At 54.6% G+C, this 19,749-nt stretch carries 17 protein-coding genes; 15 read left to right on the plus strand and 2 right to left on the minus strand.

Translation table 11 applies throughout. The annotated features are described in order from the left end of the window. Positions 1 to 12 precede the first annotated feature (12 nt). Positions 13 to 741 carry a pyruvate formate-lyase-activating protein gene (gene pflA, locus BUA93_RS00815; protein WP_083597063.1) on the minus strand — a complete coding sequence of 243 codons (729 nt, stop codon included), beginning with the start codon at positions 739 to 741 and terminating at the stop codon, positions 13 to 15. Positions 742 to 920: 179 nt separating this feature from the next. Between pflA and rimP the strand changes: the two genes are divergently transcribed. The 6 genes from rimP to ribF all read left to right on the plus strand — a co-directional run bounded on the left by rimP (position 921) and on the right by ribF (position 7,893). Beyond that, complete coding sequence (gene rimP, locus BUA93_RS00820) at positions 921 to 1,367, plus strand: ribosome maturation factor RimP (protein ID WP_072977219.1); 447 nt, start codon at positions 921 to 923, stop codon at positions 1,365 to 1,367. 12 nt (positions 1,368 to 1,379) lie between these two features. Further along, positions 1,380 to 2,558 carry a transcription termination factor NusA gene (gene nusA, locus BUA93_RS00825; RefSeq protein WP_072976596.1) on the plus strand — a complete coding sequence of 393 codons (1,179 nt, stop codon included), beginning with the start codon at positions 1,380 to 1,382 and terminating at the stop codon, positions 2,556 to 2,558. A 30-nt stretch (positions 2,559 to 2,588) separates the two neighbouring features. Further along, complete coding sequence (gene infB / locus BUA93_RS00830) at positions 2,589 to 5,486, plus strand: translation initiation factor IF-2 (RefSeq protein ID WP_072976598.1); 2,898 nt, start codon at positions 2,589 to 2,591, stop codon at positions 5,484 to 5,486. A gap of 97 nt (positions 5,487 to 5,583) precedes the next feature. Further along, the gene (gene rbfA, locus BUA93_RS00835; protein ID WP_072976600.1) at positions 5,584 to 5,937 is read left to right on the plus strand and encodes a 30S ribosome-binding factor RbfA; all 354 of its coding nucleotides are present in this window, start codon (positions 5,584 to 5,586) and stop codon (positions 5,935 to 5,937) included. Beyond that, entirely contained in the window at positions 5,938 to 6,909 is a 972-nt protein-coding gene (locus tag BUA93_RS00840) for a tRNA pseudouridine synthase B (protein WP_072976602.1), read from the plus strand. Between the two features lie 66 nt (positions 6,910 to 6,975). Further along, entirely contained in the window at positions 6,976 to 7,893 is a 918-nt protein-coding gene (gene ribF / locus BUA93_RS00845) for a riboflavin biosynthesis protein RibF (RefSeq protein WP_072976604.1), read from the plus strand. A 96-nt stretch (positions 7,894 to 7,989) separates the two neighbouring features. Here the strand turns inward: ribF and BUA93_RS00850 are convergent, their stop codons facing one another. Further along, positions 7,990 to 9,399, minus strand: a complete 1,410-nt coding sequence (locus BUA93_RS00850) for a sodium-dependent transporter (protein WP_072976606.1) — start codon at positions 9,397 to 9,399, stop codon at positions 7,990 to 7,992. Positions 9,400 to 9,660: 261 nt separating this feature from the next. On the opposite strand from BUA93_RS00850, the gene BUA93_RS00855 reads away from it, so the two are divergent. The 9 genes from BUA93_RS00855 to murC are packed head-to-tail and all read left to right on the plus strand — an operon-like array spanning position 9,661 to position 19,748. Next, positions 9,661 to 10,137 carry a division/cell wall cluster transcriptional repressor MraZ gene (locus BUA93_RS00855; protein WP_072976607.1) on the plus strand — a complete coding sequence of 159 codons (477 nt, stop codon included), beginning with the start codon at positions 9,661 to 9,663 and terminating at the stop codon, positions 10,135 to 10,137. Next, positions 10,124 to 11,113 carry a 16S rRNA (cytosine(1402)-N(4))-methyltransferase RsmH gene (gene rsmH, locus BUA93_RS00860; RefSeq protein ID WP_072976609.1) on the plus strand — a complete coding sequence of 330 codons (990 nt, stop codon included), beginning with the start codon at positions 10,124 to 10,126 and terminating at the stop codon, positions 11,111 to 11,113. Before BUA93_RS00855 ends, rsmH begins: the two co-directional genes overlap by 14 nt. Next, entirely contained in the window at positions 11,110 to 11,418 is a 309-nt protein-coding gene (locus tag BUA93_RS00865; protein ID WP_072976611.1) for a hypothetical protein, read from the plus strand. The genes rsmH and BUA93_RS00865 overlap by 4 nt, the downstream gene beginning before the upstream one ends. Further along, the gene (locus BUA93_RS00870) at positions 11,415 to 13,313 is read left to right on the plus strand and encodes a penicillin-binding protein (protein WP_072976612.1); all 1,899 of its coding nucleotides are present in this window, start codon (positions 11,415 to 11,417) and stop codon (positions 13,311 to 13,313) included. The genes BUA93_RS00865 and BUA93_RS00870 overlap by 4 nt, the downstream gene beginning before the upstream one ends. Further along, positions 13,313 to 14,734: a UDP-N-acetylmuramoyl-L-alanyl-D-glutamate--2,6-diaminopimelate ligase gene (locus tag BUA93_RS00875; RefSeq protein WP_072976614.1), complete on the plus strand. Its 1,422-nt coding sequence runs from the start codon at positions 13,313 to 13,315 to the stop codon at positions 14,732 to 14,734. The genes BUA93_RS00870 and BUA93_RS00875 overlap by 1 nt, the downstream gene beginning before the upstream one ends. Next, entirely contained in the window at positions 14,727 to 16,109 is a 1,383-nt protein-coding gene (gene murF, locus BUA93_RS00880) for a UDP-N-acetylmuramoyl-tripeptide--D-alanyl-D-alanine ligase (protein WP_072976616.1), read from the plus strand. The genes BUA93_RS00875 and murF overlap by 8 nt, the downstream gene beginning before the upstream one ends. A gap of 12 nt (positions 16,110 to 16,121) precedes the next feature. Further along, positions 16,122 to 17,297 (plus strand): peptidoglycan glycosyltransferase FtsW, encoded by a 1,176-nt coding sequence (locus BUA93_RS00885; RefSeq protein WP_083597064.1) that lies wholly within the window; start codon positions 16,122 to 16,124, stop codon positions 17,295 to 17,297. Further along, positions 17,294 to 18,376, plus strand: coding sequence for an undecaprenyldiphospho-muramoylpentapeptide beta-N-acetylglucosaminyltransferase (gene murG, locus BUA93_RS00890; RefSeq protein ID WP_072976620.1), 1,083 nt, complete (start codon positions 17,294 to 17,296; stop codon positions 18,374 to 18,376). The genes BUA93_RS00885 and murG overlap by 4 nt, the downstream gene beginning before the upstream one ends. Further along, on the plus strand, positions 18,366 to 19,748 hold the full coding sequence (murC, locus tag BUA93_RS00895; RefSeq protein ID WP_072976622.1) for a UDP-N-acetylmuramate--L-alanine ligase: 1,383 nt from the start codon (positions 18,366 to 18,368) through the stop codon (positions 19,746 to 19,748). Before murG ends, murC begins: the two co-directional genes overlap by 11 nt. Position 19,749 lies beyond the last annotated feature (1 nt).

Below are 19,749 nucleotides of genomic sequence, written 5' to 3' on the forward strand. Positions count from 1 at the left end.
TAAATTTGGCGATTAACCTTCCAGGATCCTTTTGGCGTGGGCAATGCGCTCGGGGCTCGGGGACTTGGTGTCTTTCAGGGCGTAGTCGATACCGAGTTCCTGGTACTTGGCAAGTGCGAGCGAATGGTAGGGGAGCACTTCGACCTTTTGGACATTGTGCAGACTTTGGATAAATTCACGGGTGCGTTCCAGGTACTCGTCGTTGTCGCTGATGCCGGGCACGAGTACGTGGCGAATCCAGATGGGCTTGCCGATTTCGTCGAGGTAACGGAACATGTCCAGGTTGTGATCGATGGGGTGGCCCGTCAGTTTCTTGTGCTCTGCGGGGTCGATAATCTTGAGGTCGACGAGCAACAGGTCGGTGGACTTCATGAGCCGTTCGAACTTGCCGAAGTAAGGTTCATTACGAACAAAGTTTACGCCCGACGTGTCAATGCAGGTGTGTACGCCTGCCGCTTTAGCCGCTTCGAAAAACTCGATGAGGAAATCCATCTGCATCAGGGGTTCGCCGCCGCTTACGGTGATGCCGCCGTCTTTACCCCAGTAGCTCTGGTAGCGCAGCGCCTTTTTCAGGAGGTCTTCGGCGGAAATGTCGAAAGCATCTTCGCCTTTGATGTCCCAGGTTTCGGGATTGTGGCAGAAAAGGCAGCGCATGGGGCAGCCCTGCGTGAACACGACGAAGCGCACTCCGGGGCCGTCCACGGAGCCGAAAGTTTCCAGTTTGTTGATGCGTCCGAGCATATCGTTATTCCGTTTTTCCTGCAAAGTTAAAAAAAGAGCCCGTTTTGCGCAATGGCGGTTGCCCGAGTGCGAAAAAAATTCTCTATTTGGACTTGTACTGACGTTCGTGGGTGCGATTTGGGCTTGAACGAGCCGATTTCGGACCCGTCTGCGAACGCCGTTTGTTATACGAGGTCTATTTGGTAGCCCAGAAGTTGGATACACTCATCGCCCAGGCCTGCGAGGCCGCCGGCGTTACATTGGTGGAACAGGATATGTTCCGCGCAGGCAAAAGGAAGACTCTGCGCCTTTACATAGACAAGCCCGAAGGGGTTTCGATTGACGATTGCACGAACGTGAGTCGTCACTTGTCCGATGCGCTGGATGCCGATCCGGATATCATCGAGGGTGCCTACACGCTCGAAGTGTCGTCGCCGGGGTTGGACCGCCCCTTGAAGTCGGTTGCCGATTTTACCCGCAACATCGGACGATTTGTCCGGGTGACCCGCAGTACCGGTAAGCCGGTGACGGGCAAACTGAAGGCTGCGGACGAAGAGAATTTGACGCTCACCCTGAAAGGCAATGCAGGTGACGTGGTCGTGCCTCGTAGCGAAGTGCTCGTGGCAAAAGTGGATGTACAAATATAATTGAGGTCTAAAATGGCTATTAGTAAGAAAGAACCGAAGGTTAACCTGCTCGAAGTGCTGAAAGGTGTCGTCGAAGCCAAGGATATGGATGATTCTGTCGTGCTGAACGCGCTGAAGGAAGCGCTCGTGACGGCGGCCCGCAAGTACCTGCACATCGAAAAGAAGATCGATGTGGATTTCGACATGGAAACCAACGAGGTGCACGTCTACCTGCGCGTGGCCGTGGTGGATGACTATCCGGACTACGACCCGAACATGACCGCTGCCGAAGTCGAAAAGCTCGACCAGGGTTACATGCTGGTAGAAGAAGCCCGCGACTTCAACGAAGATGCTCAGGCCGGTGACTTCCTCGAAATGGAAATTCCTATTTCCGCCTTCGGTCGTCAGGCTATCCAGACTGCAAAGCAGCTGCTGAACCAGCAGATTCGCGATGCCGAACGCCAGAAGATCATGGACACCTACCGCAGCCGTATCGGCTCCATGGTGAGCGGCGAAGTGCTTCGCTTTGAACAAAGTAACATCATCGTGAAACTCGGCAAGCAGACCGAAGCGATGATTCCGTTCCGCGAACAGATCAAGCGCGAACGTTGGGAACAGGGTAACTCCATCAAGGCCGTGATCGCCCGCGTGGAAGAATCCTCCAAGAACGGCGCCCAGGTGATTCTGTCCCGTGCAAACGGCGACTTCCTCAAGGAACTCTTCCGTCAGGAAGTTCCCGAAATTTACGAAGGTACGGTCGAAATCAAGGGCGTTGCCCGCGAACCGGGATTCCGCGCCAAGATTGCCGTGTACTCCCGTGACGAAAAGATTGACCCGGTTGGCGCCTGCGTCGGCATGAAGGGTGCCCGCGTGCAGACGATTGTGCGCGAACTCGGCAACGAACGTATCGACATCGTGCAGTGGAATCCGGACCTGGATGTGTTCATCCAGCGCGCCTTGACTCCCGCCAACGTCATCAAGCAGATCCACGTGCCTGAAACCCGTCGCACTGTGGTGATCATCAGCGATGAAAACCTCGCCCTCGCTATCGGCAAGAACGGCCAGAACGTGAAACTCGCTGCGGAACTCGTGCAGCGTAACCTGGACGTGTTCGGTGAAAAGGAATGGTCCGAAAAGGACGACGAGACCAAGGCAAAGATTACGTCTCCGTCTGTGGCCGATCTGAACCAGAATCGCAAGGCTGCTCGCTAATTTTAAAAAAAGGAACATTGGAAGCTATTCATGGCTAATGAAGATCAAATTAAACCAGTAGATTGGGCTGAATCCCATGGCATCAAGGTCGATGTCGTGATGAAGCTGCTTCGCGATGCGGGCGTGACGGTCCGTACTCACATGTCCAAGGTGGATGCCGCGGACTACGAGAAAATCGAAGCTGCCGCCGAAAGCGAACGCCAGAAAGCCGAAGCCCGCAACAAGAACCTGAAGAAGGCGTCTTCCGCCGAAACTTCCAATGCTTCTGATAAGAAGAAAGAGTCTGCTTCGGCTGGCGAAGGCAAGTTGAAGGTCAAACTCATCAAGGGTAAGAAACCGGCGAAACCTGCTACCGCTCCTGCGGCTGCAAAGCCCGCTCCAGTCGAAGCTCCGAAGCCTGCCGCTCCGGCCGCTGCTCCTGCAGCCCCCGCGGCATCCGTTGCTGCGTCTCCGGCCCCCAAGGCCGAGGTGAAGCCCGCCGCTCCGGTCGCTCCCGCGGCACCTGCTCCGAAGCCCGCCGCTCCGGCCCCGGCAAAGCCCACGATGGTTACGCCCGGTATGGAACTCAAGCAGCCTCCGATGAAGGCCCAGGTGTTCAAACCCGACGAAGCGATTCTCGCCCGTATCAAGAAGTCCCAGCAGCAGGCCCAGGCCGGTCGCGGTGGTCACCGCAATGGTTCTGGTAACCAGCAGGGCTATACAGGTACTTTTGGCCGTCTCTCGAACAATGGCGACAACCGCAATGGCGGCCGCCGTAACGACAACCGCGGTGGAAACGGCGGTAATGGCGGCAATAACGGTGGCCGTACCTATACAGGCCGCACCGGTGGCTTTACCGGCAGTTCGATGCAGGACGCCTTCAACGCCAGCAATGGCGGCGGCCAGGGATTTGGCGGCCAGAACCAGGCTGGCAAGGGCGGAAAGCCGCAGAACGGTCGTCACGGACAGAATGACAAGAACCGTCGCGGTTACGGCAAGGACCGTCAGGACCAGCAGAAGGAAATGCAACAGGAAGCCGTTCGCCAGAACGTTTCCCGCGTGATGGCCGACCTGTCCAAGAAGCCTGTCAAGAAAGTTTATCGCAAGGAGCATAACGACAATACTTCTGGCGAAGAAAAGAAAATCCTCAAGACTTCCGACTTTATTACCGTGGGCGAACTCGCCGGTCTTATGGACCAGATGCCGGCCCGCGTGATCGCGAAGTGCATGGAAATGGGCATGATGGTGACCATCAACGCCCGTCTCGATTTTGAAACGATTCAGCTGTTGGCCGACGAATTCGGTTACGAAGCCCAGCTGATGGAAGAATACGAAGAAGAAGTGCTCGGCGTGGAAGAGGAATCTTCCGAGAACCTGAAGCCGCGTCACCCGGTGGTGACGGTGATGGGCCACGTTGACCACGGTAAGACCTCTTTGCTCGACTGGATCCGTAAGACCCACGTGGTTGCCGGTGAATCGGGCGGCATTACGCAGCACATCGGTGCATACGAAGTCACGACCTCCCAGGGTAAGGTGACCTTCCTCGATACTCCGGGTCACGAAGCGTTCAGCGCCATGCGTGCTCGCGGTTCCCAGGTCACCGACGTGATCGTGCTGGTGGTGGCAGCCGACTCCATGGTGATGCCGCAGACGGTGGAATCCATCGAACTTGCCAAGCGCGAAAAGGTTCCGATGGTCGTTGCGATCACGAAGATAGACCTTCCGACGGCCAACCCCGACAAGATCCGCGCCCAGCTCGCCGAACGCGGTGTGGAAGTGGAACAGTGGGGCGGTTCTACGAGCTGTATCGAAGTGTCCGCCCGTACGGGTCAGGGCATGAATGATCTTTTGGAAACCTTGGCGCTCGAAGCCGAAGTGCTCGAACTCAAGGCTAACCCCGACGCACACGCACGCGGTGCCGTGGTCGAATCCAAGCTCGACGTGGGTAAGGGTTCCATGGCGACGATCCTCGTGCAGAACGGTACGCTCCATGTGGGTGACCCGTTCGTCTGCGGTATCTACGCAGGCCGTGTACGTGCCATGTTTAACGAACGCGGTGAACAGATGAAGGAAGCTCCTCCGTCTGCTCCGTGCCAGGTGCTCGGCTTCGACGGTACTCCGCAGGCCGGTGACGACCTGATCGTGGTCGAAGACGAAAAGACCGCACGCGAAATTGCTTCCAAGCGCCGTATGGCTGCTCGTGAACGCGACCTTCGCGCTCGTAAGACCGTGTCCTTGGAAAATTCCTTCAACGAAAAGAAGGAAGGCAAGCTCTCCGAACTCAACCTTATCGTCAAGGCCGACGTGGGTGGTTCTGCCGAAGCTCTTGCCGCAAGCCTCGAAAAGCTTACCAACAAGGAAGTCCGCGTCAATATCATCCGCAAGGGTGTGGGTACCATTACGGAATCCGATATTCTCTTGGCGACGACCGCTTCTGCAATCATTATTTCCTTCCACTTGATGCCGTCGCTCTCTATCCGCGAAATGGCCGAGAAGGAAGGCATCGAAATCCGCAACTACCGCGTGATTTACGACTGTATCGAGGATATCACGAACGCTGTGGAAGGCCTCCTCAAGCCGACGCTCCGCGAGGAACTCTCCGGCGAAGCCGAAATCCGCCAGGTGTTCAAGATTCCGAAGATCGGTCTCATCGCAGGCTGTATGGTTACCGACGGCGAAGTCGACCGTACGAGCCATGTGCGCGTGTACCGCAATGGCGTGGAACTCGGTACGACCGTGGTCCAGTCCTTGAAGCGCATGAAGGACGACGTCAAGTCTGTCGCTCGTGGCTTTGAATGCGGTATCGGCCTTAAGGGTTACGAAGACATCAAGGAAGGCGATAGCTTGATTTTCTTCAAGGAAATCAAGGTTGCCCGTACCCTGAAGGATGTGGCCCGCGAAGAAGCCGAAGAAAAGGCGAAGAAAGCCGCGGAAGAGGAAGTTAAGTAAAAAAGTGATAAGTGGTTGGTGGCTAGTGGTTAGGATTTTTATTCTCCTGTTAACCACCCACTGCTTACTAACCACTGTTTACTAACCACTGAAACAAATGAGTAGAAGAACCGACAGATTAGACGAACAGTTCCGCGAGGAAATCGGCAAGCTCTTGCAGAAGGGCTTGAAGGATCCTCGTGTGAGCAGCCTCGCAAGCATTACGCGTGTGACGATTACTGACGACCTGAGCTACGCAAAGGTGATGGTGTCGGTGATGGGTTCCGACAAGGAAAAGCGTGATTCGCTGATTGGCCTCAAGAATTCGGCGGGTTACATCCGTACGGTTTTGGGCAAGGCGCTCAAGATTAGGAAGATTCCCGAGCTGAATTTTGTTCTGGATGAAAACCTGGAACACGCCATGCATATCGAAAGCATCTTGGCCGAACTGAAGCAGAAAGGGGATCTCTAGTTGAGCAATTCCGGCTTCGTTCTTTTGGACAAGATCGCTGGCGAAACTTCTTTTAAGGCCCTTTTCCCGCTGAAAAGGGTCTTTTCTACGAAGCGCGTAGGTCATGCGGGTACGCTTGACTTGCGCGCGTCTGGCTTGATTATTGCGGCCACGGGCCGCTGCACGCGTCTTTTGCCGTTTGTAGAGGCAAAGGACAAGTGCTACAGCTTTAGGCTGCATCTGGGTTACGAGACCGACACCCTCGAGTGGGATGGGGAAGTCGTCGCTCAGGATGAATTCGGAATACGGAATTCGGAATTTGGAATCGATGATAGTTGCTGTCATCCTGGAGCCGCAGGCGATAGGATCCAAGGCATTACTCGCGAAGCCGTTGAAGCGGTTCTTCCGCAGTTTACGGGCGACATCGAGCAGATTCCGCCGAAGTACTGCGCCGTGAAAATCAACGGCGTTCGTGCAAGCGACCTGATGGAACGGGGCCGTAACATTGAGTTGAATCCCCGCAAGATTCACATTGGCGAACTCAAGGTAATCGGCGAAGGTAAAGTGACCGAGGGTTGCTCCGGCAAGGAATTTGCGACTTTCGACTTGATTTGCGAATGCTCCAAGGGAACTTACATCCGCGCACTTGGACGCGATATCGGACGTGCCCTCGGGACCTACGCCTGCGTATCGCAGATACGCAGACACCGCATCGGCAACGTGGCGGTGGAGAGTGCCGTGCGTGGCGAGGACTTGACCCGTGAGAATCTGTTGCCAGTCGATGCGGTGCTCGACTTTCCGGTGGTGCGCCTGACCGACGAACAGGTGGCTACCATCCGCCAGGGAAACTGGCTCCCATGGAAAGAGAAAGTCGAGGGCGTAGGCCCTGAGGGAAATGTGTTTGCCGCGAACATGCAAGGCGAGGTCTTGAGCCTATGCCACTATGAACCGGGACGCATCAAGCCGAAGTTCTACTTAGGGGAAGATGGGTAACCCTTCGACAGGCTCAGGGACCTTATTTCGATTTAGGCATTAACGATAATTAGGAATTTGCAATTGATGAAACGTGCTGTGACGATGGGAAATTTTGACGGATGTCACCTGGGACACCAGGCGTTGTTCCGTACGCTCAAGGCCGTTGCCGAAGTCAACGGCTGGACTCCGACCGTTATCAGTTTCGAGCCTCATTCCAACTACGTGCTGCGCGGCCCTGGCGATCCGCTGCTCCTTACGACCACCGAAGAAAAGCGCGAATTTATCGAAAGCCTGGGCCTTGAATTCCTGGTGCTCCCGTTTACGCCCGAAGTCGCAAAGCTCCCGTTCGATGTCTTTGTCCGCCAGGAACTGATTGAAAAGCGCGGCGTGTGCGCCATGTTTTTCGGTCACGACCATTGCTTTGGTGCCGGCGGCAAGGGAAACTACGAAACGATTACCGCCGCCTTCCCCGAACTTTCGACGGCCATGCTCTCAATCGTGCTCCATAAGGGGGAACGCGTGAGTTCTTCGGCTGTGCGTAACGCGCTACTGAATGGCGACGTTTCGCGTGCGCAGGCTTATCTGGGGCGCCCTTATCGTTTGTCGGGGACGATTGTCTCGGGAAAGCGCCTGGGACATACCATCGGTTTTCCAACGGCGAACCTTCAGGTAGAAAAGTACAAGTTCCTGCCCAAGCGCGGCGTGTACGTAGCGACGGCCCGTCTGCCGGGAGTTGTCGATGCTGACGGAGCTCACGATGAACGCGTCTTCCGCGCAGTGGTGAATATCGGTACGCAACCGTCTACCGGCAACCAGCCGCTTGCGATCGAGGCATATCTGCTCGATTTCAGCGAGGACATTTACGGATGCCCGATGGTCCTTGACTTGATGGCCTACCTGCGCCCTGAACAAAAGTTCGCATCTTTGGATGACCTGGTACGCCAGATTGGCATGGATGCCGACACTGCCCGCAATTACAACGGCAACCACTGGGCTGAATAGGCCTTGGCTAATTTTTTATGAAAAAAGACCGGCGGTAAGCCGGTCTTGAATTTTTTAGAACAGAATTTCCGCTGCGTTTTTTCGCCGCGGTACGAGTTATCCGAAAATCTTGGCACAGAGTTCCGGCGCAAACTTGGAAAGGTATCCCTGAATCAAGAGGATCGAAACGAGAGCCGGCAAAATCCACTTGAAGTAGATTCTGAAGGCGGCATTGTAAGGGATCTTGTAACCCTTACCGGCATTCATTTCGGCAAAGAATTTTTCTTGTCCCCAACCGTAGCGGCTGGAGCAGAAGATGGCGATGAACATGCCGCCCGCCGGGAGCATGGTGTTGCTCACGATAAAGTCTTCGAGATCCAAAACACAGCTGCCGGGACCGAACGGTTCAAAGCTGGAAAGCACGTTGAAGCCGAGAGCGCAGGGGAGCGAAAGCAGGAACACGATTAGGATGTTCCAATAGGCGACCTTGCGGCGCTTGTATCCCTTGAGATCCATCCAGAACGACACCAGGTTTTCGAATACGGCAATCAGCGTGGACATGGCCGCAAAAGACATGAACAGGAAGAAGGCTGCACCGAAGAACCTGCCTGCAGGCATCATGGCGAACACGTTAGAAAGCGTCACGAAGATAAGACCCGGGCCCTGACCAGGAGACTGGTTGAAGGCAAAGCAGCTGGGAATCACAATGATGCCCGCGACCAAGGCGACGACGGTATCCAGAATGCAGACGCTCGTGGCTTCTTTTGCCAGGGAATGATGCTTTCCGATGTAGCTACCGAAAATGGCCATGCTGCCGATACCGAGGCTCAAGGTAAAGAAGGCGTGCGCAAAGGCGGCGAAGATTGCTTCGCCGATGCCCTTGCCCGATTGCGTAAGGCGTTCCAAGGACGGCAACAGGTAGAATTCAAGGCCTGCCGTAGAACCGGGGAGCGTCACGGCGCGAATCGCAAGAATCACCATAATGACAAGCAAGCAAATCATCATGGTCTTGGTGATGCGTTCCACACCCTTCTGGAGGCCGAGCGACACGATAAAGAGGCCGATGACAATGGCAACCGTCATCCAGAAAATCATGAGGCCCGGGTTCGAAAGCATTTCGCCGAAACCGGCCGCAATCTGATCCGGAGTGCCCATGAGGAACTTGGGGTCGGTGACCATCTTGTAGAAGTAGTAGAACATCCAGCCGGTAACCACTGAATAGAACGCCATTAATATATAGTTGGCCGAAATCAGCGGGAACTTGGCCCAGTGCCACTTGGTACCCGGTTTTTCCAGGTTGTCGAAGGCGCGGGCGATACCGCTTCGGCCTCCACGACCCAGGGCGAGTTCTGCCATCAAGATGGGCAGGCCCAGGAAAAGCAGGAAGCCGAGGTAGGGAAGCACAAAGGCCGCTCCGCCGTACTGGCCGGCAATGTAAGGGAATCGCCACACGTTGCCCAGGCCAATGGCGCAACCGGCGGCAATGAGGATAAATCCGAGTCTTGATTTAAAGGTTTCGCGTTCCATAGTGGGTTAAACGATAGAAAATTTTCGGCTTGTATTCGGTTGTCTGTGTCGATTACCGCTTTTTCGAAAAAATAAAATAGACGTATCAACAGTAGAATTGGTGAACTGATGTTCACTATGTCTGCCCCGGACCAAGGACTGAAGTATGTTTTTTGTATGCTTTGGGTGCGAAAAATGCACTCGTATCTTGCATCGGTGGGGAAAAATGGTAAATTTGTACTGTGTTGTGGTAAAATGTCCCAAATCTGTGTGTAAACTAGTATGAGTTCTTCGTTGTTCATAGGTCAGGCCCAGACGGCTATCGACGGAAAGGGAAGGTCTTCCTTCCCTAGGGAATTCCGTCGTCAGCTGCTGCCGTCCGACGGGGAAAAGCTCGTGGTCACTCGTGGCCCGGCTAGGACCCTTCGGCTGTATACCCTGCCCGAATACGAAAAATTCATGGCCGACCTCGACTCGAGGTCCGACCGCCGTCAAGCCGACCTAGTTCGCAGAGGCCTCTGTCCCACGGTTGTGGAACTGGATGGTCAGAACCGCATTTTACTTCCAAAAATCTTGTTGGAGTATGCTGGTCTAAAGGATGAAGTCCTTTACGTACAAGCTAGCGGAAAGACTCTGGAACTATGGAATCCGGAACGCTTCAATGCCATGTATGGATTGACTACAGAGGATGCTGTTGCTGCATTCGATGCCGCGTACTACGGAGAAAGCTTGACGGAGGGCGACGATGGCCGAAGATAATCTCCGTCTACATTCCGCTGCTGCCACTGCGGGCGTCGAGAACGGCGTGTTCTATCACGATCCGGTGATGCTTGCCGAATGCCTCGAAGGCTTGAACATCAAGCCCGATGGCACTTATTCCGATTGCACCCTGGGCGGTGGCGGACATTCCTACGCGATTGCAAATAAATTAAATAAAGACGGCGTGCTGCATGCCTTTGACCGCGACGAAGAAGCGGTGGCCTTTGCGACCAAGCGTCTTTCGGGAACCGCTCCGAAGTTCATTGTGCATCCGGTCCGTTTCGGCGAACTGAAGAATGAAATTGCGCCGAATTCGCTGGACGGCATCCTTTACGATTTGGGGATCAGCAGCCATCAGGTGGATGACTCCGCCCGCGGCTTTACCTTTGTGGGTGACAATCCGCTCGACTTGCGCATGGATCGTCGCGAAGGTGTCTCGGCGCAGGAATGGCTGCGTACCGTAAGTGCTGACGACCTTGCCGCGGCGCTCCGCAGGAACGCCGACATGGATCGTGCCTTTAAACTTTCGACCCGCCTGGTCGAAATGGCGGTGTCTATCAACGGTCGCGACATTTTGCCGTCTGACATGAAGACGGTGGTGGAATCGGTATTCCCGGACAAGAGGCGTGAAATCAACGGTTTGCTCGCTCGCGTGTTCCAGGCGATTCGCATGGAAGTGAACGGGGAACTCAAGGAAATCGAGGAAAGCATCCGCGCTGCTGTTGATTGCCTGAAGGTGGGCGGTCGCCTGGTGGTCATGAGCTACCACTCGGTAGAAGACCGCTGTGTCAAGGAAACCGCCGCGGAATTCGAACGTGCCTGCATTTGCCCCGAACACATGCCCGTGTGTATGTGCGGTGGTAACCATCAGCGCCTGAAAAAGGTGAACCGGAAACCGATATTACCGACAAGTGAAGAAATTGCGGTCAACAGCAGGGCTCGCTCTGCGAAACTGAGGGTGTACGAACGGGTATGAGCGAGTCTAATGTGAATTCCGTGCTGTCCTCGAACCGCCTGATTGTGCGGGGCTTTTTGGGCGCCATCTTGGTGGCGGGCCTGATGTTGATTTTGCCGCTGTACATGCAGAACCGCCTGACGAAACTTTATACGAAATCGCATGAGCTGGCCTTGCAAATCGGTCAGTTGGAACGCGAACGTACTTTGCAACAGCTTGAAATCAATAAGTTGTCTTCGCTGGAGAATCTTTCGGTGTTTGCCGAAGGGGCAGAACTTGGCTTGAACGGCGTACCGACCAAGGTGCGCGTGACGGGGGCACCATGAATATCGTGAATTTGGATGCTCTCTCGGTTGGAAAGATGATTGTGCTGGGCGTTATCGGCGTTCTGGCGTGGCAGACCTTTAATATCCAGGTGATCAACCGTGGCGTTTACCAGGAAGAAACCAAGCGCCAGGTCACGATGGCCAAGAATATCTATGCAGAACGCGGTGAAATTCTGGATAGGAATGGCGAAGTGCTCGCGCGGAACCTGCGCGATACGGGCAAGGCCGAAGACTATAGCCGCATTTTCTTGCAAGGAAAACTTGCCTCGCAGATTGTGGGCAAGGTGGGTTTCGATGGCGTGGGAAGCATGGGCGTGGAACGCGTCTTTGACTTGCGTCTCCGCGGCAACGAAGGATTCCGCGTGGGAATCAAGGACGCAAGGGAACACGAAATCTACGGACGTTCCGAAAATGTGGCCGAGGCGAAGCCGGGAAAGAACCTGGTGCTCACCATCGACAAGAACATGCAGGAAATCGTGGAGAAGGCGCTCAAGGACGGTGTGACCGAGTTCAGCGCGGCGAGTGCCTCTGCCGTGGTGGTGGACCCCTACACGGGCGAAATCCTTGCCATGGCGAGTTACCCGACATTTGATCCGAATTCCAAGAAACAGGGTGTCGGCCGCATGGCGAAAAATGACATCGTTGCGATGTCGTATGAACCGGGGTCGACGTTCAAGGTGATTACGGCTGCAGCTGCCCTTGAAAACGATGTGGTTCCCGAAGATACCGTGTTTGTGAACGAAGGCAAGTGCTGGAGCTGGAATCCTAAATCAGAACGCATCTGCGATACGCACGTCTATGGTGATATGGATATGGCCGAGGCGATGGTGCAGTCGTCGAACATCGTGTTTGCAAAGATTGCCGACAAGGTGGGGGCGGATCGCTTCTACCGCATGGCTCGCAATTTTGGTTTTGGCATGAGAACGTCGGAAAACCTTTATGGCGAAGAATCCGGACGCTTGTACATGCCCTACGAGCTCACGAAGGACGACCGTACGCTGAAGACGATGGGCTTTGGACACGCCGTGTCCGTGACGCCGATTCAGATGGTGATGGCGTATTCGGCGGTTGCCAATGGCGGGAACCTGATGGAGCCCATGATTGTAAAGGAATGGCGCGATGCCGATGGAAACCTGGTGGAAAAGAAAAACCCCGTAAAGGTGCGGCGCGTGATTTCGGAGAAGACGGCTGCCTCGATTCGCAAGATGCTGAACCGCGTGGTGAATAGCGGAACGGCAAAGCGCGTGGCGAGCAAGAAGATTCCCGATGTGATTTTTGGCGGAAAGACGGGTACGGCCGAAAAATATAACCAGGAAACGGGAAAATACGACCGCGAACACCAGGTTGCGTCTTTCATTGGTCTTGCTCCGGTTGAAGATGTCCGCTACGTGTGCCTGGTACTGGTCGATGATCCGAACGCCGACAAACTTTACGGGCATACGGGCGGCGCGACGGCAGGGCCTATTTTCCGCCGTATTATGGAAAGTATCTATTACCATCCCGAGCTTTCGCCTGCAGCTCATGCACTGGCCTTGGTAAAGCCGGAATCGCCCTGCAAGGACGATTATGTGGGAATGGTTGCCGGTGCTGCAGAGGCTTTGGCGAAGTCCAAGAAGTGTGCGGTCTCGTTCGAAGGCGAGGGAAACCGCGTGGTCTCGGTTCGCAGGGATAAGGCGGATTCGCTGTCGCTTGTCCTGAAACTTGGAAATGTGGATGCGGAAAAGATGCCGAACTTGAAGGGGCTTTCGTTGAAGGATGTTCTTGAAATTGCGGGAAACATCCGTATGAACGTGGAGTATTCCGGAATGGGCCGCGTTGTATCGCAGAGCCCGAAGGCGGGTGAACCGCTCCGCAAGGGACAGATTTGTATGCTGACGCTAAAGGAGAAAGGCTGATGATTTCTGAGACTTTGATGCAGAAATTGAATGTGCAGGGCCTATGCGACGACTCCCGCCGCGTGAAGCCGAACGACTTGTTTTTTGCGATGCCGGGTGCCGAAGGCTTTGCCGTGAATGCGGTTGCGTCCGGTGCAGTTGCCGTGGTGAGTGAAGCGGTTGCTCATGCTGAACTGACCTCGAAATGGATTCAGGTGGCCGACGTGAAGGCTGCCCGTCAAGAATCGGCAAGGATTTTCTATAAGGATCCGTTTGCAAGACTGAATGCCCATGCGGTTACCGGAACGAACGGAAAGACCACCAGCGCGTTCCTGATGGATGCGATGCTTACGGCGGCCGGCCACAAGGTGGCGCTTTTGGGAACCATCAAGAACAAGATTGGTGACAAGTCGGTGCCGGCCACCCTGACGACGCCGGGACTTCTGGACTTGTATGCATTTGCCGCGAAGGCCGTCGAGGCCGGTTGCACGGACTTGGTGATGGAAGCGTCTTCGCATTCCTTGGATCAGGGCCGTATGGCGGGCGTGCTTTACAAGAGTGCCTTGTTCAGCAACCTGACGCAGGACCACCTCGATTACCATAAGACGATGGATGCCTACTTTGAGGCAAAGAAGCTCTTGTTTACGCGTTACCTCGCAGACGACGGCGTGGCCGTTGTCAATATCGATGACGCGTACGGAAAGAAACTATACGATTCCCTAGCCGGGATTGGAGCGGACCGGAGGGTGGCTGTCTCGCGTCTAGGGGTCGTTGGTGCTACTGTGAAGCCCGAAGGGGCTATCGAAAATACTGAAGACGGACTCAAGCTTCGCCTGCCCGCGATTAGTGCCGACGTGTTTGAAACTCCGCTGTGCGGCGACTTTAACGTGGACAACGTGATGCTCGTGCTTTCGTGGGCGAAGGCGATTGGAATTGCTGAACCGGCAATGCGCAAGGCTCTCTCCGAAGTTCGCGTTCCGGGCCGTTTCGAAAAAGTCTGGAACAAGAATGGCCGTCACGTGATTGTGGATTACGCCCACACTCCCGACGCCCTGGAACGCGTCCTTACGACCGCTCGTAGCCTCTGCCGAGGTAAGCTTTCGTGTGTGTTCGGCTGCGGCGGTGACCGCGACAAGACTAAGCGCCCGATTATGGGTGCAATCGCCGAACGCATTGCGGACAAGGCTTGGCTCACCTCCGACAATCCGCGTACCGAAAATCCGACCGACATCATCAACGATGTGCGTGCCGGCATGAAGACGGACAAGTTCTGCGTGGTCGAAAAGCGCGAAGAGGCGATTGCCAAGGCTTGTGCCGAACTCAAGGACGGCGATTGGCTCGTGATTGCGGGCAAGGGCCACGAAGACTACCAGATTGTGGGTAAGACCAAACACCATTTTGATGACCGCGAAGAAGCGGTGAAGGCAATGGAAAATGTATAAGCTGGACTTGAAAATCAAGGAACTCTTGGAAATCCTCGAAACCTACTCGGTAGGCATCGATGGACGTACCAAGAACCGCAAGGTGAATCTTTGCATGGATTCCCGTGAACCTGCCAAAGGTGTTGTGTTTTGGCCGATCAAGGGCGCCCGTTTTGACGCCCACCAGTTTGTAACTCAAATGGAAAAAAATGGAGCATTGATGAGTGTCGTGAATGCAGATGCCGAAGGCATTGAAAACTTCAAGATGTATGCGCCCGTCGACGATACGACGAAAGCGCTCCTCAAGCTCGCCAAGGGCTACCAGAAGAATTTTAAGGTAAAAAAGGTTGCCATTACGGGCAGCAACGGCAAGACGACTACCAAGGAAATGGTGAAGGCTGTTCTTTCGCAGAAGTACAATACGCATGCTACCGCCGGTAACTTCAACAACCACATCGGTGTGCCCATGACGCTGTTCCAGCTCAAGCACAGCCACGAAGCGGCTGTCATCGAAATGGGCACGAGCGGCCCGGATGAAATCCGTCCGCTCTCGCTCGCCGTCGAGCCCGATGTGGCCGTGATTACGAACATCGGTGCCTCTCACCTGGAACGCCTCAAGGATTTGGATGGCGTGTTCGCCGAAAAGAAGACGATTGTCGCTGGCCTCAAGAAGAACGGTGTGCTCATTGTGAACGCCGATGATCCGCGCCTTTGCAAGTGCCGTAGCAATACCAGCTACAAGGTGGTGACCTTCGGCGTAAAGCGCGGCATCATCAAGCCCGAAAAGCTCGAATGGAGCGAAGACAACTGCGCCACTTTCTTTGTGGAACGCACCAAGTTCACGCTGAACGTGCCGGGTATCCATAACCTTTACAATGCCCTCGCCGCTATTGCCGTGGGGCTCCAGTTCCGCGTGCCCAAGGCCGAAATCGCGAAGGCTCTTGCGAATTTCCGTTCGACCAATATGCGCATGGAAATCAAGAACGCAAATGGCTTCAAGATCGTGTCGGATTGCTACAATGCGAACCCGTCTTCGACCAAGATGGCCTTGCAGACCATTGGCAACATGAAGGTGAACCGCCGTATCGCTGTTCTTGGCGATATGCTGGAACTCGGCGCCCAGACCGACGCCCTGCACCAGGAAATGGGTGCCATGGTGCCCGAAATGAATTTCGATATGCTCCTGACTGTGGGCGAAAAGGCGAAACTTTATGTGAAGGGCGCAAAGTCCAAGGGCATGAAGGCCGCGCATCATTTTGCCTCTGTTCAGGAACTGATCGACACCCTCACCGAAATCGTGGCCGAAGGCGACGTGCTCCTGATCAAGGGCAGCCGCGGCATGCACATGGAGACTGTGGTGGATGCCCTGCTCAAGCTGACGAAGGTTAACGCATAGGTTGTAGTGTAAATGGAAAATACGGCAGCACATACCGGCATGAACAAGTTACTGCTTATTGCAGCGCTGTTGCTGATCTGTATAGGTGTACCTATCATCTATACAGCGTCATCGCACTTTGCCGTAGCCAAGGGCTTGCCTGCGGAATTCTACCTGCAGAAGCACCTGGTTAAGGTTGTGGGCGGTCTCGTGCTGATGTTTATTTGTGCGCGCTTTGTGGATTATGGACACTGGAGCTGGCTTGGAAGGATCACTTTTGTAATAGGCGTGGTCCTTACGATAGCGGCTCTGGTCAAGGGCGGCGCGGTTAAGGGTGCGAATCGTTGGATTTTTGGCATCCAGCCCTCCGAAATTATGAAACTGGGAATGCTGATTTGCATTTGCTGGAAGTTCTCGCAGGCGGGCGATAACATCAAGAGTGTCGCCTGTACTTTGGTGCAACCGGGAATATTCTTTGGAATTACGGCGTTGCTGCTTATTCTGCAACCGAACTATTCGATGATCGTGATGCTCTCTTTCGTGGTCGGCTGCGTAATGATTACGGCTGGTGTGAACCTGAAATACCTCGCGATGACTGTGGGTGCCCTAGCTCCGCTTGGCTTGATTATGTTGCTTGTAACGGGACATTCCAGCAAGCGTATCCACGCGTTTTTCGCTGACGAAGGAGAAATGGTCGCTTCTAACTGGCAGGGGGACCATGCTCTGCAGGCTCTTGGAAATGGCGGTTTCACCGGGACGGGATTTGGCATGGGCGTGCAAAAGCTGGGTTATTTGCCTGAAGCGCACAAGGACGTTATTTATGCGGTGGCGGGCGAGGAATTTGGCTTTGTCGGTACATTTGTCCTGCTGGCTCTTTATGCAATTCTTTTTGCGCAGGGTTTCAAGATCGCGCGTCAGTCCTCGACCCGTTTTGGCAAGTACCTGGCGGTGGCGTTCACTTATTCGTTGTTCTTTAACTTCTTGGTGCACGTCTGTGTTTGCGTTGGACTTTTCCCGATGACGGGGCAACCGCTGCCGTTTATCACCTTTGGTGGAACGAACCTGATCTACAGCTGCGTCGTGGTTGGAATTTTGCTGAATATCTCTAGACCCAATACGGGCAAGATGATCAAGGAACCTTATATGAGCGGCGCGTCGTTGGAAAGTAGCGCTTACAGAAATGTTGATTTTACAAGGAGTGGCGTATGAAAAAGTTTCTTTTCGTATGTGGCGGTACCGGTGGCCATATTTTCCCGGCCGTAGCCATTGCAAATAGCCTCAAGAAGATGGGCGTGACCGATATTACTTTTGCTGGCCGTAAGGATTCGATGGAAGAACGCCTCGTGGCTAAGGATTGGCCCTACGAATATATTTCGGCGGTTCCTTTGCACCGTGGCCCGTTTCTCAAGAATTTGGCGCTGCCCTTTAACCTTTCCAAGGCGCTGGTACGCGCGAAGAGTGTCATCAAGAAGGTTAAACCCGATGTCGTCGTGGCGACGGGCGGTTACGTGTCGCTCCCGATCGTGCTTGCCGCAGGGACAGCCGGTATTCCCGTTTATCTGCAGGAACAGAATGCGGTGGCGGGTGTCGCGAACAAGGTGGGTTCCCGTTACGCAAAGACCATCTTTGTCACTTCCGAATCGGCCTCCAAGTTCTTCCCTGCTGAAAAGTGCATGATTTTTGGAAACCCCGTCCGTGAATTGCCTGCAAAAGGCTCCATGACTCGCCCTGCTGAATTTGCTCCGGGCAAGAAGGCCGTGTTTATCGTGGGTGGCTCGCAGGGTGCCGTAGGCATCAACAACAAGATCGAAGAAAGCATCAAGACCATTGCTGCCCGCGACGATGTGTCCGTGGTGTGGCAGGTGGGTGTCAAGAATGTGAATTCCATCAGTGCCCGTGTCGGCGATGTGCCGAATGTGGCTATCCGCGGATTCCTGGATGGCATTTACGCCTATATGATGCATGCGGACTTGATTATCAGCCGCGCTGGAGCTTCGGCCTTGGCCGAAATCCTTGCCTTCGGCAAGCCCTCTATCTTGCTCCCGTTCCCGCATGCGACGGCGAACCATCAGGAATTCAATGCACGCGTCGTTGAAAAGGCGGGAGCCGCCCTCGTGGAACTCGATGCCGAAGAAAATCACCTGTGGGAAAAGGTGGAACAGCTCTTGGGCGATGAAACTCGTTTAAATGCGATGGCCGAAGCGGCGAAAAAACTCGGAATGCCCGATGCCGCAGACCAGATTGCGCGCGTTATCCTTGAAAAGGAGAATTGTTTTAATGCAGATTAATGATTGTAAGCGTGTCCGCAAGCTTCATTTTGTCGGTATCGGTGGCGCCGGTATGTCTGGCATTGCCGAGGTGCTCCATGCGAATGGATTTATCGTGAGCGGTTCCGATACGGGCGAAAGCGCCGTAATCGATTACCTCAAGGGTCTTGGTATCCGCGTGTTCTCGAAGCACGAGGCGTCCAATGTCGAAGGGACTGATCTTGTAGTCTATTCTTCTGCGGTTCCGCACGACAATCCGGAACTGGTTGAAGCGCGTAACCGTCGCATCCCCGTGATTCGTCGCGCCGAAATGCTCGGTGAATTGATGCGCATGAAGTACACGCTCTCGATTGCGGGTACTCACGGCAAGACCACGACCACTTCTATCGTAGGCCAGATTTGGGAAGAAGCCGGCCTCGACCCGACCATTATCGTGGGCGGAGTCGTTAAGGGCAAGGGCAGCGGTGCTAAGGTCGGTAAAGGAGACTACCTGATTGCCGAAAGCGATGAATTTGACCGCAGCTTCCTTTCGATGATGCCGTCTTCTGCAATCATCACGAACATTGATGCCGACCATCTGGACACCTACGAAAATATCGAAGACATCAAGGATGCCTTCGTGCAGTTCGCGAACAAGATTCCGTTCTACGGTCAGGTGATTGTCTGTCTCGACGACCCGAACGTGCAGCAGATTCTAGCCCGTCTCAAGAAACCGGTAATTACCTATGGCTTTACGCGTCAGGCGAAGTACCGCGTGGATAACCTTCGGTTCGAGAAGGGTTACCCTGTATTTGAAATTTTGAACGACGGCGAAAGCTTGGGTGAATTCAAGCTCCAGATTCCTGGCCGCCACAATGTGCTGAATGCGACTGCTGCCGTGGCCCTCGCGATCGAAGAGGGTATCTCTGCCGATGTCGCTCGCAAGGCCTGCGCCGAATTCGAAGGCGTCAAGCGTCGCTTTGAATTTATTGGTGAAAAGAACGATGTGCTGGTCTTTGATGACTACGCGCACCATCCGACCGAAGCCGCAGCGACACTGCTCGGTTTCCGCGATGCGTTCCCGGACCGCCGCATTATCGTGGCTTTCCAGCCGCACCTGTTTACGCGTACCCGCGACCAGCACGATGCCTTTGGCGGTGCGTTTGCCAACTGCGATGTGCTCTTGGCAACTGATATTTATCCGGCCCGCGAAAAGCCCATCGAGGGCGTGACCGGTGCGCTGGTGGCAAACAGCGCAACGGACCGCGGACATCGCGATGCCCGTTTCGTGGGCGACCAACTGAACTTGCTGCCGATTTTGAAGTCGGAACTCAAGCCGGGTGATGTCGTAGTCCTCATGGGTGCTGGCAACATCTGGAAACTCGGTGAACGCATTCTCAAGGAATGCCTCTAGG

Origin of the sequence: Fibrobacter sp. UWH4, assembly GCF_900142475.1 — a bacterium.
Taxonomy (GTDB): Bacteria; Fibrobacterota; Fibrobacteria; order Fibrobacterales; family Fibrobacteraceae; genus Fibrobacter.

Coding starts and splice junctions, on each gene's coding strand:
- BUA93_RS00870 (WP_072976612.1), top strand. CDS start 11,415: ATGAATATCGTGAATTTGGATGCTCTCTCGGTTGGAAAGATGATTGTG.
- rbfA (WP_072976600.1), top strand. CDS start 5,584: ATGAGTAGAAGAACCGACAGATTAGACGAACAGTTCCGCGAGGAAATC.
- BUA93_RS00850 (WP_072976606.1), bottom strand. CDS start 9,399: ATGGAACGCGAAACCTTTAAATCAAGACTCGGATTTATCCTCATTGCC.
- infB (WP_072976598.1), top strand. CDS start 2,589: ATGGCTAATGAAGATCAAATTAAACCAGTAGATTGGGCTGAATCCCAT.
- BUA93_RS00885 (WP_083597064.1), top strand. CDS start 16,122: ATGGAAAATACGGCAGCACATACCGGCATGAACAAGTTACTGCTTATT.
- murG (WP_072976620.1), top strand. CDS start 17,294: ATGAAAAAGTTTCTTTTCGTATGTGGCGGTACCGGTGGCCATATTTTC.
- nusA (WP_072976596.1), top strand. CDS start 1,380: ATGGCTATTAGTAAGAAAGAACCGAAGGTTAACCTGCTCGAAGTGCTG.
- BUA93_RS00855 (WP_072976607.1), top strand. CDS start 9,661: ATGAGTTCTTCGTTGTTCATAGGTCAGGCCCAGACGGCTATCGACGGA.
- BUA93_RS00875 (WP_072976614.1), top strand. CDS start 13,313: ATGATTTCTGAGACTTTGATGCAGAAATTGAATGTGCAGGGCCTATGC.
- pflA (WP_083597063.1), bottom strand. CDS start 741: ATGCTCGGACGCATCAACAAACTGGAAACTTTCGGCTCCGTGGACGGC.
- murC (WP_072976622.1), top strand. CDS start 18,366: ATGCAGATTAATGATTGTAAGCGTGTCCGCAAGCTTCATTTTGTCGGT.
- BUA93_RS00865 (WP_072976611.1), top strand. CDS start 11,110: ATGAGCGAGTCTAATGTGAATTCCGTGCTGTCCTCGAACCGCCTGATT.
- rsmH (WP_072976609.1), top strand. CDS start 10,124: ATGGCCGAAGATAATCTCCGTCTACATTCCGCTGCTGCCACTGCGGGC.
- ribF (WP_072976604.1), top strand. CDS start 6,976: ATGAAACGTGCTGTGACGATGGGAAATTTTGACGGATGTCACCTGGGA.
- murF (WP_072976616.1), top strand. CDS start 14,727: ATGTATAAGCTGGACTTGAAAATCAAGGAACTCTTGGAAATCCTCGAA.